General features: G+C 48.3%; 7 protein-coding genes and 2 pseudogenes. 4 read left to right on the forward strand and 5 right to left on the reverse strand.

What is annotated here, in order from left to right:
* Nucleotides 1-40: 40 nt before the first annotated feature.
* From recD to AC6I8Y_RS12640, 4 genes and pseudogenes are all read right to left on the reverse strand, one after another.
* Entirely contained in the window at nt 41-2,203 is a 2,163-nt protein-coding gene (gene recD / locus AC6I8Y_RS12625; RefSeq protein ID WP_498020282.1) for an exodeoxyribonuclease V subunit alpha, read from the reverse strand.
* Complete coding sequence (gene recB / locus AC6I8Y_RS12630; protein WP_498020283.1) at nt 2,203-5,874, reverse strand: exodeoxyribonuclease V subunit beta; 3,672 nt, start codon at nt 5,872-5,874, stop codon at nt 2,203-2,205. Before recB ends, recD begins: the two co-directional genes overlap by 1 nt.
* 212 nt (nt 5,875-6,086) lie before the next feature.
* A pseudogene (recC, locus tag AC6I8Y_RS12635) lies at nt 6,087-9,582 on the reverse strand (exodeoxyribonuclease V subunit gamma).
* A gap of 89 nt (nt 9,583-9,671) precedes the next feature.
* The gene (locus AC6I8Y_RS12640) at nt 9,672-10,646 is read right to left on the reverse strand and encodes a TDT family transporter (RefSeq protein ID WP_498020284.1); all 975 of its coding nucleotides are present in this window, start codon (nt 10,644-10,646) and stop codon (nt 9,672-9,674) included.
* A 96-nt stretch (nt 10,647-10,742) separates the two neighbouring features.
* On the opposite strand from AC6I8Y_RS12640, the pseudogene AC6I8Y_RS12645 reads away from it, so the two are divergent.
* The 4 genes and pseudogenes from AC6I8Y_RS12645 (at nt 10,743) to dapD (ending at nt 14,069) form a co-directional block, all read left to right on the forward strand.
* A pseudogene (locus tag AC6I8Y_RS12645) lies at nt 10,743-11,652 on the forward strand (LysR family transcriptional regulator).
* A gap of 106 nt (nt 11,653-11,758) precedes the next feature.
* Nucleotides 11,759-12,058: a YebG family protein gene (locus AC6I8Y_RS12650; RefSeq protein WP_042477541.1), complete on the forward strand. Its 300-nt coding sequence runs from the start codon at nt 11,759-11,761 to the stop codon at nt 12,056-12,058.
* 120 nt (nt 12,059-12,178) lie between these two features.
* Nucleotides 12,179-12,826, forward strand: a complete 648-nt coding sequence (locus AC6I8Y_RS12655) for a MarC family protein (RefSeq protein ID WP_128650179.1) — start codon at nt 12,179-12,181, stop codon at nt 12,824-12,826.
* 211 nt (nt 12,827-13,037) lie between these two features.
* Complete coding sequence (gene dapD / locus AC6I8Y_RS12660; protein ID WP_498020285.1) at nt 13,038-14,069, forward strand: 2,3,4,5-tetrahydropyridine-2,6-dicarboxylate N-succinyltransferase; 1,032 nt, start codon at nt 13,038-13,040, stop codon at nt 14,067-14,069.
* A 69-nt stretch (nt 14,070-14,138) separates the two neighbouring features.
* On the opposite strand, the gene rfaH is transcribed toward dapD, so the two are convergent.
* A complete protein-coding gene (gene rfaH, locus AC6I8Y_RS12665) occupies nt 14,139-14,633 on the reverse strand; it encodes a transcription/translation regulatory transformer protein RfaH (protein ID WP_128650180.1) in 495 nt (164 codons plus the stop codon).
* Nucleotides 14,634-14,846 lie beyond the last annotated feature (213 nt).

Here is a 14,846-nt window from a genome sequence, read left to right on the forward strand (position 1 = left end):
CTGCCATGGAAGGTAGGCATTGTTTCTCGCCTTACCCAAACTACCCCAACCTCAGCGCTAACCCACTGTGCCTTAATGTCTTATGACGAATACCTTTACCAACGACTTTGCCATCTGCGACTAAGGTAAAACGCGATTTTGCCCTCGTAATACCGGTATAAATCAGCTCTTTGGTCAGCAACGGACTAAAATCAGCCGGCAAAATCATAAAGGTATGAGCAAATTCACTGCCCTGAGATTTATGGATGGTCATTGCGTAGGCCGTTTCGTGCTCTGGCATTCGGCTTGGCAGTACTGACTTGATACTTCCGTCAGGCAGTTCAAAGAACACTTTAAGCCTTGGTGTATCGGCACTAAAGTCCCATAAACAAATACCAATATCACCGTTATAGAGCCCAAGACCATGGTCGTTTTTTGTTACCATTAGTGGTCGGCCAACATACCAAAGTTCCTCACCGCGAGGGATCAATCCACGCTGTTTCAAGCGAGACTCCGTGCGCTGGTTTAGTCCTGTCACCCCAAAATCACCATCACGAACCGCACAGAGCAATCTGGCTTTTGCAAAGGCATTCAAAACCGAACGAGCCAATGACTGCTGCCAATTCACTAACGCCTCGTGGCTCTCTAATGACTCACTCGCAGGAGAAGCATTTCTCGCATCCGTCAAGTAAGGCTGATAGGCGCGCACCAAACGATCGATGAGCTTTTGATAACTATCTCCGCTTAGCGCCATCCACTCAATATCATCGAACCCTTTTTGCCACACTTGCTCAAAGCCTCTGCTGCTCGCAGCATTCACCTGCTTAGCAAGTTGTCCAATGCCAGAGCGCGCATCGAAGCGATAGCTTTTTTGCAGCACACATAAGCTATCTGCCAATGGCGAAACCGACGTTTTTGCCACCTCGCCACGCTGACAGTCATACTGAGTAAGCGCTCGGATACGATCGTTCTGTTTTGCACTGTAGCCATGCGATGAAAAATCACAAATATCAGACAGCACTGCCCCAGCCTCTACTGACGCGAGCTGATCTTTATCACCCAGCAATATCAGCCGAGCACGAGCAGGCAGAGCATCCAGCAGGCGATGCATCATCGGCAGATCGACCATGGAGGCTTCATCGAGCACCAACACATCCAAATGCAATGGATTGGATTGATTGTGTCTAAATTCAACCCGCCCAGGAATAGCGCCTAATAAGCGATGCAGCGTACTTGATTCGGTGGGAATACTCGCCTTAAGCTCAGGGTCTAATGCCAATGAGTCAACGGCCTTACCAATAGACTCCGTCAATCGCGCGGCTGCCTTACCCGTTGGCGCCACCAGCTTAATCGTCGGCGACTCTCCCTGTTGATTCGCCTGATTGACCATAGCGGCGAGCAATTTGGTGACTGTAGTGGTTTTGCCCGTTCCAGGCCCACCAGAAATCACCGCAAAGCGCCTAGTCAGTGCCACGGCCGCGGCCACTTTCTGCCAGTTGAGGCAAGCCGTTAAAGGTATCACGTTGTCTAGAGGCTGTAAGTCGGATGCTGAGCGCGCAGCACTTAAAGTACTTTCTACTCGCTCCCAATCTATGGCTTGCTCGTCTATCACATCGAGAAAGTCACACACGATCTGCTGGCGTGAGACCTGATTACTCGACCCTTTTGATTGATTGGCTAGCGCGGAATAGAGGTAGTGATACTCGCGCGCGAATAGCTGGTCAAGCATGGTCGCCGCAGATTGAATCTGCGAAGTTGAAAGCTCAATAGGCGTGGCCATGGCAAGCCAACGCTCGGCAATGGTCTGTTCGTACGCAAAATAACGCTGTAAATAGAGACGATGATGCTGCCAAACTAAAGGCGTCACTGTCGCCAACTTTGCACTCTCTGCCTCGAGCTGGCTAATGGTTGATGCCTTTTCAATAACTGCCGCCCAATTAACCTTGGCAACTTTATCCTCTAGAGGGGCTGCCGCCGCGCCGTAGAGACCTATCAAGTCCGGTGAAGGCATCAATGCCTGCTCAGTGAGGTCACTGTCTAAATTGACACATATGTGGCCCTGACCTAACTGAGCACTTACCAATGCCGCCAACCACATGACTTCATCAGGGTATTGGCTCTCTATCGAAGCAACAAACTTTGCAAATTGATAATCGAGTGGTCTTAAGCACTTCTTCGCCACTAAATCCTCAATCCACTGTGCGAACGTACGGCTAGTCGTCATCAAAATCCAAGCCCCATTTGTTGATTTTCTCCATCGGTAGTAGCGTCAGTTTCATTACTCTCTGCGCTTTCCATACCTTGATTGTGAGAAGGTTGAGCTCCGAAAAACAGACCATCTAACGCCTCAATCATGGCTTTTGTTGGGCGAGCACTGAATATCCCCGAATCTGAATTAGGCTCGATACCTCGCAAGAATAGATAATAAACCCCGCCAACATGCGTGTCGTAGTCATAATTTGGAATACGTGTTTTCAAAAAGCGATGCAGAGCTAAAGCGTAAATTTGATACTGTAAGTCGTAGCGATGGTCGACCATGGCATGCTCAAGCTGTGAGCGTTGATAACAGCTCACATCATCGCCCAGATAGTTCGACTTCCAATCGAGTACAAAGTACTTACCTTGATGCTCAAACACCAAATCGATAAAGCCTTTAAGCATGCCTTTTACGGTGTAGAAGCCAAGCTCATGAGCTCTTGCTGACAGGCTATCATGCCTTTGGATGACTCGGTTGAGGGATGGCGCATCCAAAACATCAATGGGCAGCAAAAACTCCATTTCAACCAAGCGCTTATCAATGCCCTTATCTCTTAAAAACAGTGCATCGCCATCCAATGCCGTGTTCATCACTTGATCCACCAGCTCAATCAGTACAGGCAGCCACTCAGGGTCATACTGTTCTTTCTCAAGTAGCTCAGCAATGATTTGCGAGTTGCCTTCAGAGCACGCTGGTTCAGTAAACTCTATCTCTTCAAACACAGTGTGGAGGAAGGTACCGGGTCTCGCTCCCTTCGGGAAATGGAAGATGGTTTTCTCTGGCTCTAGCAGTGGGTCAAGCTGCTCATCATCGGAAGAGTCAATATCCAAGCCCGACTCTTCTATAAAGACTTCATCGCTACTGCCGTGACTGCTCTGCTTCACTAGGGCCGAGTAACTGGTGAGACGCCAATCGCGGTCAATGTCTTGCGTTTGCTCTTTCGCGCTTAGCTCTGAAAGCTCATCAGCTTGAGGCGCTTGATAGCGTGAGTCATCAGGCTCTGGCGGCGCTGTCACCGCAATATCTCCGGATTGATTCGCCAGCTCAGCAAGCATGGCGCCTAGCTCACTGACACCGAGCTCTTGACCATTTTGAACCAGATAACCCAGCGCACTGTGATGAACGCCGGTTGGCTCTTTGGTTGAACGTCCATTTCTAAGCGGTGCGATACCGATAAAGCAAGCGTAAACGGCGCGGGTGAGGGCCACATAGATGAGTCGTAGGTCTTCCGCTAAGCGCTCTTTGTCTGCCTGAGCCAGCGCCTCTTTTGACTTTCTTAGATCGAGAATGGATTGCTTAGCCTGCTCATCATAGTACTTCGCCTCCATCGCCTCACGATAACTGACAGCAAACGGCAAATAGACGAGATCGTATTCCAACCCTTTAGATTTATGTATGGTGATGATTTGAACGAGATTTCGCTCTGACTCGAGGCGCTGAATGTGGTCATCGCCCCCACCAAGACCTTGCTTGGCATCTTCAATAGACTGAGCAAACCAGCGCAGCAAGGCTGTATCACTCTCTACATCTTGTCGCGCCGCTTGCAGCAGCTCACCGAGGTGCAAATAGTCGGTCAGTAGGCGCTCGCCCCCCACCGTGGACAATAATCGATTCGACATCTCACGCTTAAACAGCACTGAGCGCAGCATCGGCAATACGCCCCTCAATTGCCACAGCTGTCGGTAATCGCGAAATTCGCCAACGACCTGCTCCCACAGGTTTTCATCATTGTTGAGACCATCTAGCTCATTTGCGGGCAAAGCAAATAGCTCAGATGCTAATGCCCCTTTTAACAGGCGCTCATCGTCTTGATACCATATCGCCTGCATTAAGCGCAGCATATCTTCAGCAACTGGACTGCTAAACACACTGTCGCGATTGGATAAATAGACGCTGGCAATACCTCGCTCCGCCAGAGCTTGTTTGATAAGTTGTCCTTCGCTACCGGTTCTTACCAGCACGGCAATATCACCCGCCTCGACCGGATGCTGCTTATCGCCATCCGCCAACACCACATCGCTGGTTTGCGATTCGGTAAGCACCATTTTGATGTGCTGCGCTGTTGCGGCGGCCATGTGCTGCTGGTAATCACCTTTTGGTAGTGGCGCTTCCGCTTCTTGAAGCCAAAACTGCAGTGCTGGCTGCGCTTCACCACTTTTTTGCCATTGGCGATCACCCGCTTTCGGGCTCGCATTCACAGGATAAAATGGGATATCGCTGTCATAAAGGAACGGCGAATCCGCGCGATCAAAAAGCGTATTAACGCTATTAACCATACGCTCACTGGAGCGCCAGTTGGTTCCTAACGTGTAGTGATCAACCACCTGATTTCTGGCTTGAATATAGGTAAAAATATCCGCCCCGCGGAAGCCATAAATCGCCTGCTTTGGGTCACCGATCATAAACCAACCACACTCTGGGTGGCTTAAATAGACTGAGCTAAAAATCTGATACTGAAGCGGGTCGGTATCTTGAAACTCATCAATCATCGCAACTGGAAATTGAGTGCGAATTTTCTCGGCTAGTATGTCACCAGACTCCAGAGCCAACGCGGCTGAAAGCTGAGTCAGTAGGTCATCAAATGACAGCCATTGCTTCTGCTCTTTCGCCAACGCAAGACGCGTTCGGCACTGATGGATCGCCATTGCCAACAGAGGCGTTTTTAGCTCAGGAGGCGCTGCCAAGAACGCTTCTATCTCTGCAAAAACGCTCATCGAAGGCACTTCACCTTTCGGTGTCTTTTCTATCAGTACCGATTGAGAAAACTTCTCTAATGCACTTGGCAAACCATAATCAAGAGTCTCTTGCTGAGCCCAATGAGTAATACCTTCAACCCAACTAGGAAGCGATTTTTTGGTGTAGCTGCGTTTATTCACATCGGATTGCGAGATACAAGGCACGACATCATCGGATACCGCCAACCAGTTCGCTTTTAACGTCTTGATTCGATCTAGATTGGCTTGGTGCAAAGCGGCAATATCCACACTGCCCTCAACGCCCTGCATGGTAATCGCAGGACCGGTTAAGTAACGGCTAATATCACCAAGCAGTGCACTCGGTGTCGCCCACAGTTTGCGAACCTCTGATGCCATCTCTAGGTTCAATGGATAAAACTGACTTCGCCAAAAATCGGCAGCCACTTGAGCTTTTAACCGGCTTTCGTCCGTCACAAACTCATTATTGAATCGAGCACCGGACTCAAAGGCGTTTTGCGTCAACATTCGCTGACAAAAGCCGTGAATCGTATACACCGCGGCTTCATCCATTTGCCTCTCGGCTTGAAGCAAGGTCTCTGTGGCGTATCTGTGGTCAGTCACCTCTTCCAGCAGCGGCTGGATAACAGGATCACTGCTTTCTCCACGGGCAAAGGCAATACGCGCTTGATGTATGCGTGCGCGAATGCGGTCACGAAGTTCAGCAGTCGCCGCCTCAGTAAAGGTCACCACGAGAATCTGATCGACCGTGAGTGGCTGACGATGCTGACTGCCATCTTTACCGTGACCAAGCAGCAGCCTCAAGTAGAGACCCGCTATGGTGAAGGTTTTGCCTGTTCCCGCTGATGCTTCAATCAAACGAGCACCATGCAAAGGAAAGGTCATGGTGTCTAGGGCTGTCGGCTTTTTATTCTCTGGCTGCATGTTCAAACTCAACTGTGTGATCCAACGCTTAAAATCCAATTCAAAACAAGTAGATATAATTAATTAGTATGTAAGTTGCGATCTTATTCACGGATTTAATCACCCGCTACGCCTACTATTCTTCGCAGAAATACGGGTCCCTCTGACCCTCATCGGCCGCCCAGCACTCTCCCTACACACTATTATAAAGACTGGCGGCCACTCCCTCTTTGTCAGGTACTCTGCGAGTAATATTCCTCAGCACTCACACTCTTTGTTCTCGGCGCCTCTAACACCAAATGGGCCAACTGCTTGGCATCGTTAGCTAGCGCATCGCTCCACTCACTCCATACGCGAGAAATGTACGCGTTTTCCCCTTCACCTGTCTGCATGTAGCCCCCCTACAAAACGCGCCTGCATTTTGCTGAGCATTTTGTCATCGTTAGGGCTCCATTGACCGCGACTGTAGTTGGCTTCGATACCTGCTAATGCGGTTTCTGGGAAATAGCTCAACGGGCTATCTAAGCCATCGACAAACAGGCTGACTAACTGTGTTAAATAGTTCATCGCTTCATCTGCGGACATAACAGGGTAGATGCGGTGCACCACGCCCTCTTTTTTGTCGTACGCCAGCATGTGGGTGCGCGTCTGGTGACCGGACACCGAAACCAGCAGATGATCGATCCAGGCTGCCAGGTAGTCACTAGCGCGCAATCTCCCGCTTCGATAGCGGACCAGTCCGCTCTGATAGCAGTTGGTCACCCAACCTTGTAGGGTCACTGACACTTTTTTCAAAGGAATTGAGATATCGATTTCGATGCCTTCGAGTTCATTGGCTGTTAACGGAACTATCGCCTCAGCAAGATCTTGGGTCTGGGCCACGTTGGAGGCAAACTCGAGCTCTCCGAACTGGTTCACAGGTAGATAGCCCTGCGCTTTCTGCTGCGCTTTGAATTGAGCCAGCTTGTGCGCTTGATCTTCCGGCTCAATCAAGACATCCAGCAGCGATTTGCGTAAGCCAAAGCTCTCTAGTCCATTTAATGCAAACGGCTCTTCATCTTCGATACCCAGTAAGCTTTCATCAAAATTGACCTGTAGGCGTCGGTTGAACAGATACTGCACGGGCAAACGCCAAAAACGCTGCAACTCAGAGAGATCGAGTTCGATTCTCTCACCCTCAACCCGATCAATAGGATCTAGATGAAATGGCGCAATGGTTTGTTGTGCTGCCATTTGTGTGGTTTGCCATGCCGAAGGCAGCCACTCCGCTGCGTAGCTTTGAATACCGTACTTGGAATCAAAGTGTGCAGCACTAAAAGGCACCATAGGGTATTCATGACAAAGTGATTTAGTGAGTTTTGCTCCTGATGTATCCACATCAAGCGCCTCATCACCCACCAAACAATAGTTTTGCTCGCAGTATTCTAATAACTCTGAGACCAAAACAGAGGGAACACGTTCGGTATTGTCTTGAATTGAGCGTCCTACATAGCTGATATATAGGGTTTGCTGAGCGGACAACATCGCCTCTAAAAAGAGGTATCGGTCGTCATCGCGTCTAGAACGGTCACCTGGCTTGGTGCGTCCCGTCATTAAGTCAAAACTCTCTGGCGGTACACTTCTCGGATAAACGCCATCATTCATACCTAAGAGGCATACCGTGTTAAACGGAATCGAGCGCATTGGCATGAGTGTGCAGAAGTTTACCTGCCCCGCCAAGAATCGTTGACTGACTCGAGAGCCCGAGAGCTTATCTAGAAAATACTGGCGAATAATCCTCGGCGATAGCGGCTCATCATAGCGGGCGTCTGCAAGCTGCTCACTGAGCCCAGACAGGGTATCGCGAATCGACTTCACGACGACCTCGCCTTCAATGTCGACGGCAAAAAAGTCATCCACCATCTGATTAATGTGTTGCTGCCAGCTTGATATCGACATAGTTTGAGTGAGTGCGCTGCGATAGTGTGCCAACTTGTCAATGAACTGCGCCAGTTTGCCTGCGGTTTCCGCCTGCATACCTTGAGTCTGCTCATAAGGTGAAATACCTTCACCGCCCACCATTAAGAGTCCTGCTTGCTCGCTGATTGCATAGCCAGCTAGCATGCGTGAGATACCAAACATCCACGAGTTTTGCCCAAATTCTGGCAGGTCAAACTCACTGGCAGTATGAGCATCGATCCCCCAACGGATTTGAGCCTCTTCGACCCACGCGCGCAAGGTTGAGAATTCGTGCTCATTAATGTCGAAACGAGCCATAATGGCAGGCACTTCAAGCAGTTCCAACACTTCACTGCTGGTGCAGCGCAGCTCTGGCAACTGCAAAAGTTGATTGAACGCATTCAGCAACGGACTTTCTTTATCCGCCGTGCGGTCAGAGATCGAAAACGGAATATAACGCTCACCGGATGCATTACCAAATACCGCCTGGATAGCCGGACTATAGGCGTTAATATCCGCTACCATCACAATAATGTCGCGCGGTTTTAGCTCTGGGTTACGGTCAAACATCGCGAGCAGATTATCGTGGAGCACTTCCACTTCACGCATTGGGCTGTGGCAGACATGCACAGAGAGCGAGCTGTCCGATGCTTCGATGCAGGGTTTATGCTCAGAAGACAACAACAAGGTGTCATCTTGATGCTCGTCGAGGTTAAGAATATCCGCTTGGATATTTTGCAGTAGAGTATTGCGCTCAACCTCTACAAACGCCTCTATCTCATTCGATTCAAGTTGAGACAGCAGATACAAATTATCGCGACCTAACTTACCCATCGATGCCAGCAAACTATTGCCGACCTCAGACAGGTGCAACTCGTCGTCAACGTTCGCCTCGATGTCACCTTTGAGCTGCTGCGCGAACGCCCAATCCCCCTCTTGCCAGTCTTGGCTAGAGGCAAGGCTATCGAGGTCACTCAATTGCTTGCGTTTCGCCGCGGCTAATCGAGCAAGGTATTTTCGGTCGCGAACTTCTCCCCAATAGAAACGACAAGGGTTAGTAAACATTAGGTGAACATCGATGTGTTCCCCTAGCGCTTTTAACGCATCAAGGTAACGAGGTGGCAGCGAAGAGATACCGAACACAAACAGTCGTTTGGGCAACTGGCTTAAACCGTGCGTCTTAACGTCTTTATTGCTTTCTAGCTCATCAATGAAATGTTCATAAAGGTTGGCGCGATGATAAGGCGATTGCTCGAGTGCCACAGTGTGGTCATAGAGGGCTTGCCAAAGTTTGGGTTGCCAAGGCTGCTCGCCCTCTAACTCAACAACACTTTGTCCTGCTTCCCAAGTCGCGATCCACTCTGGGCGATACACCAGATAACCATCATAAATATCGGCAATTTTTTCAGCAAGCTGGTAGCGCTTGGAGGCGTCACTATCATCACTGAGATATTGGGCTAACGGTGCAAAATCTGGGTCATCGAGATGTTTTGGCAATAGATGCATGATCTTCCACGTCATCGCCTCTTTATTAAAGGCGCTGCGTTTCGGCACATCATCAAGTACTTGAACAAACCTATCCCAAATAAAAGTCGCGGGTAATGGGAAGTCAATGTTGGCAGCAATACCAAACTCTTGTGCCAGCGCCATTTTAAGCCACTGAGACATGCCTGGGCTTTGTACCAGAATCTGTTCTTTCTCAAATGGGTTTTGAAGTGGGTCCAACTTGATGAGCTGAACCAATAAAGACTTGAGCACATCTATTTGATTTGAGTGGTAAACGGTGAACACCTGACGTCGCGCCTTTCGCTAATTGCCTTACCACAAGATTAACACAGTCCCTGTGTATTCATGTCCATTTAGACGCCTTATTTACTACTTTACGCTGGGTTACTTACCCCTTTGGGTAAATAAGCGCCAAGGTAGCGAAGCGCAACATAACTTACCACGACAGTCGCGATACCAAGTTCGATGTTCGCAATGGTTCTCACCTGGTTAATCATCTCTGCAGCTGCTCCTTGTGTCCCCATCCACGCCGCCAATTTGTATTGCGCCGTTGCACTAATAACCGTAGGGAATGTGAATGCGGCATAGCCTGGGCTAAATGGCAGGCGAAGCAGTTTTACAAACGCTAAATAGATAATCATGGTCATCAACACACCAATACCAAATAATAGTGCAATGATCACTGGTGAAGGCTCTGCAGCCACCGTTAAATAGCCAGCAAGAGAAAGACTTGCTGGCGCTGCCATGATAGCAATCGTTGGTTTCGCTGCATCCGGGATCTCATGAGTGAAGATCAAACGATAAATCATCGTTGGAAGCATCACAGCGTAGGTTGCCAAGCCAAAATAAAGAGTTGCATCGGCGACCCACTGAAGACTTAGGTTACCAGAAAAAGATACGTCCGCGACCACAAGACCCACTGGCGGGACAAACCAGCTTGGTACCATGTGGTGGAGCTCAAAGTTACGGACTCTGTGATAGACAAAGCTTGCTAAGAACACAATGTGCAGCCCCACAGCACCTAGCCAGATGCCATCACCTAGAAGTGGAAAGAATTGAACAACCGAATTAGAGACTACCATTGTTCCCATCGCAAAAGTTGGCGCCACGCTTCCTACAACTGGATGAGCAAGATCTTGGCGTAGCAAGTGATTGTGGAACAAATACTTGTACGCAAGGATACTTAACAGCACTGTCGCAATTGCAGCCCCCGTCCATTGAGCAATGTGGTGGAATGGCAATGCATTCTCCCAACACCATCCTAAACTTGCGATACCAAGAGCTAGACCTGCCATTGGAGTAGGCGCGCCCTTCACTTTGTTGTGTGCTCTTCTTACGGTAGCAATCATTTTAATCACCTCAAATAATCAGTTGCGCTAAGTGTAAACCCAGCTTATGTTTATACAAATAAAATTATTCAATATCGACGTTAAGCTAAACTGAACATGAAGCCGCATATCTCCCTAAAACAGCTCAAAGTCTTTGTGGCTGTCACTCAACACCAGACTCTCACCGCCGCCTCCGAGACCCTGTTTCTGTCGAAAGCAGCCGTCAGTATGTCCTTGAGTGAGCTAGAAAAACAGATAGGTCATGCCCTATTTGACCGCGTTAACAATCGCTTAGTTATCAATCAAGAAGGACAGAAACTTCTGCCTCTCGCCGACGAGCTTTTATGCCGTAGTCGCGATATTGAATCGCTTTACAGCGATGAACAAAGTCATCGAGGCATACTTCGAATTGGAGCCAGTGATACGGTTGGCAACCAAATGGCGCCCTTCCTTTTTAAGTGACTTTCGTGAAGCTCATCATCACAAATCTCAGCAGCTGTTCATCTCAAATACGGCGTTGATTTGCCAAAAGCTTATCGATTATGAGTTGGATATTGGTCTGGTCGAGGGCAAAACTTTACACCCAGAGTTGGATAGCCGCCCGTTCAGTGAAGATGAAATGTGCATCGTGACATCACCAAAGCACCCGCTTGCTCAGCAGCAACAAGTTACGTTGAGCGATCTTGAGAACAGTGATTGGATTCTGCGTGAACCAGGTTCAGGTACTCGCGAATTTTTCCTACGCACCGTCGCGCCAAGGATCGAAGTCTGGCATGAAGCCTTCGAGCTCAACACCACTGAAGCCATTATCAACAGCGTGTCCGCCAACCTAGGCTTAGCTTGTCTGTCGAAACTTGCCGCGCAAACCGCTATCGACGATGGACGACTTCATCAGGTCCCAATTTCATTGGATATGAAGCGCCGTTTTTGGCTATTGGTTCACAAAGAAAAGTACCAGAGTCCACTCCTTAAACGTTTTATTGATTTCTGCCAAGGTTGGGACGACAACAACTCGGATAGGATTTAGGCAAACAGGTCTCACTTTTGCGCCCGCGACTGGACATTAGGATCTGGCATCTGTATAAACAGACAGTATTATACTTTTCAAAATTGAACTATCTAGAGGATTAACCATGGCTGTAATCGTCAAGTACGTGGTGGAACGCAACGGAGAAGAAAAGATGACTTTTACCTCTAAAGCAGAAGCTGACGCTTATGACAAAATGTTGGATATGGCGGATGAGCTGTTTTCTCTGCTAGGTGAAAGCAACCTTATCGAAGACGAAGAAAAGCAAGAAGAGCTTTCTTTGTATCTTGCACAGCGTAAAGAAGAAGTGCTGTATGCATTAGGCGCGAAACGCAAACCGACACCAAAAAAGCCAAAAGTGGTTAAAGCTGTCGACGAGCCAAGCGAAGAAGAAGACGCTGCTTAAGCACCTAAGATGAATATAAAAATAGCCAGTAAGCCGCAAGGTTTTTACTGGCTATTTTGTTTTAAGCTCCTATGATTGAACTGTCCCGCTTTGCATAGCAACTCTAGGAATTTCAATTATATGAAAGAGCTGATTATTCATATTGTCACCGTGTTTATGGGCTTTTTTGCTATCATGAACCCTATCGCTAATACGCCTATTTTCTTGGGGCTCACTGGTGACGAAGATCGAGCCACCACCAAAGCAATCGCACTACGCTCAGTCTCGCTGGCATTCTTACTTATTACGATTTTTGCCGTCAGCGGGAAGCTTATCTTTGACCTGTTTGGTATCACCTTATACGCGTTGAGAATCACGGGCGGTATCCTAGTGTTCCTGATAGGCTTCAACATGTTGCAAGGCTCGAACAATCATGACTCCACTAAAAAAGCCGCCACTTCTGATGCTCAACAAAACGCCTCATTGAGTATTGCTGTCTCCCCACTGGCTATGCCAATTTTAGCTGGGCCAGGCACTATCGCCACCGCCATGAACTTCGCTACAACGGGCGGTATCTCAGAGGTGATTATCACCATTATCAGTTTCGGTGTGCTTTGTGCCATTACCTATTTTCTATTTATTTCAGGCGAGCGACTCGTGAAAGCACTCGGCCCTAGTGTGTTGTCTGTTATCACCAAAATGATGGGTCTCATTCTTGCTGTGATTGGCACACAGATGCTCATTGAGGGCATTCATGAGGCGATTTCTATCTTGGGAAAAGTGACATAATGCGTTTAATTGTTAGCGCATAGCGTCCACCCCATTTCTTAATAGGAAAAAACATCGCTAAAAAGACAAAGGGTATCGTTTTACAGACTTTTGTCGCTTTTGCCCTTTCATCTGCCGAAACCACTCTTTAAGATGATTACCAACAAATTACCTAAAGTCGCTGCCAATCGCGGCGGCTTTAAGACAAATCTATACATGGAGAAATAGAGTCATGGCAGCGTTCTCAATTGCTTTTGGTACTGCAACCAAAAACCGCGACGGTAAAATCATCGAAGCGTTCTTTCCAAACCCACGTCTAAACCCATCTGACGCCCTAATCGCAGCTGTTGCTGAGGTTTCAGGTTATGCGGAAGGCAACCAAGCTATCGAAATTACTCCAGCACAAAGTGCAGCTCTAGCGGGTGCATTCTCAGCAAACGGTGATGCAGAAAATGCAGCATTTGCTGAAAAAGCGGCAAGCTCTTCACTGCCACTGGTTCTTGTCGTTCTGGCGACTGATGAGAAACCACAATCTGTTGCCGAAGGCTTCCTTAAGCTGCAGCTTATCTCAAACCGCCTAGTTCAACCTCATGGTACGGTACTGGATGGCATCTTTGGCCTACTACACAACATCGCTTGGACTAGCCAAGGTCCAATCGACCTACCAGAACTGGCAGAGCGTCAAATCGAAGCACGTCTAGCAGGCGAAACGCTGACGGTCGATTGTGTCGATAAGTTCCCTAAAATGGTTGATTACGTGGTACCAACAGGCGTTCGTATTGCTGATACCTCTCGCGTACGTCTTGGTGCTCACGTTGGCGAAGGCACAACCGTTATGCATGAAGGCTTCATCAACTTCAACGCAGGTACAACGGGCGTAAGCATGGTTGAAGGTCGTATTTCTGCCGGTGTTGTTGTGGGTAATGGTTCTGACATCGGTGGTGGTGCATCTATCATGGGTACACTATCTGGCGGCGGTACAGTGGTTGTGTCTATCGGTGAGAACTCACTACTAGGCGCGAACGCAGGTCTAGGCTTCCCTCTAGGTGACCGTTGTACGGTTGAATCTGGTCTGTATGTAACGGCTGGTTCAAAGGTACGTATGCTTGATGCATCTGGCGCTGAAGTGGAAATTGTTAAAGCCCGTGACCTTGCAGGTAAGCCCGATCTACTGTTCCGTCGTAACTCGGTAACAGGTCAGATTGAGTGCCTAACCAACAAGACAGCGGTAGAGCTAAACAGCGAGCTACACAGCAACAACTAATCAAGCTTGATTGAAATAAAAAAACCTCAGCCGATACCGCTGAGGTTTTTTGTTTTCACGTTCACAAGATTAAATATCGAGATCTTTGTTGTCGATACTCACCTGCACCGGCCGATTAATCATCTTCACCAGCATGATGGAACGAGCTTCACCATCCGCCTCTTGGAAGATGGCGTCGATGCCAGCGAACTGCCCACCCGTCACTCGAATTGCTTCACCCTGTTTAGGCAGCGCATCCGTTTCTGGTTCTTCTGGATGTGTCGCCAACTTCTCAAGCTCGTCGATTAAAGCCGGATCAACCTCTTGAGGGTGAGCACCAAAGCGAATGAAGTCCACAACACCACGAGTAGAGCGGACGGTAGTAAAAGAAGGACCTTGTTCATAATCAAAGTGAACAAACACATAAGAAGGGAAAAGAGGCTCTTTTACCTTCTGTCTTTTTCCTCGAAGAATCTTCTCTATTTCCACTTCAGGGTAATAGCACTCTAAGCCTTGATTCTCGAGATGCATTTTCGCGCGGGCTTGTTCACCGCGCTTGCAATAAAGCAAATACCAACGTTTCATTTTAGCTATTCGAAAATTTTGTTTTTTGCATCCTACCACTAAACAGAACCGTATGCGCGACTAACCTATAGAGGTCTGCGACCTTACCGATGAAATTTCCGAATGGATGACGGAAAAATAAAAATGAAATATTAGTTTGCAGCACATCTTTTACGTACCCATCCTGAAAAATTTCCTTACATTTCATCCTGTTAAACATTTTATTCACAAAAT

The organism is Vibrio sp. KUL78, from assembly GCF_059725505.1.

What these genes read in the sequence shown, in the direction of transcription:
- AC6I8Y_RS12655 (WP_128650179.1), top strand. Translation starts at nt 12,179, where the DNA reads ATGAAAGAGCTGATTATTCATATTGTCACCGTGTTTATGGGCTTTTTT.
- recD (WP_498020282.1), bottom strand. Translation starts at nt 2,203, where the DNA reads ATGACGACTAGCCGTACGTTCGCACAGTGGATTGAGGATTTAGTGGCG.
- dapD (WP_498020285.1), top strand. Translation starts at nt 13,038, where the DNA reads ATGGCAGCGTTCTCAATTGCTTTTGGTACTGCAACCAAAAACCGCGAC.
- AC6I8Y_RS12640 (WP_498020284.1), bottom strand. Translation starts at nt 10,646, where the DNA reads ATGATTGCTACCGTAAGAAGAGCACACAACAAAGTGAAGGGCGCGCCT.
- AC6I8Y_RS12650 (WP_042477541.1), top strand. Translation starts at nt 11,759, where the DNA reads ATGGCTGTAATCGTCAAGTACGTGGTGGAACGCAACGGAGAAGAAAAG.
- recB (WP_498020283.1), bottom strand. Translation starts at nt 5,874, where the DNA reads ATGCAGCCAGAGAATAAAAAGCCGACAGCCCTAGACACCATGACCTTT.
- rfaH (WP_128650180.1), bottom strand. Translation starts at nt 14,633, where the DNA reads ATGAAACGTTGGTATTTGCTTTATTGCAAGCGCGGTGAACAAGCCCGC.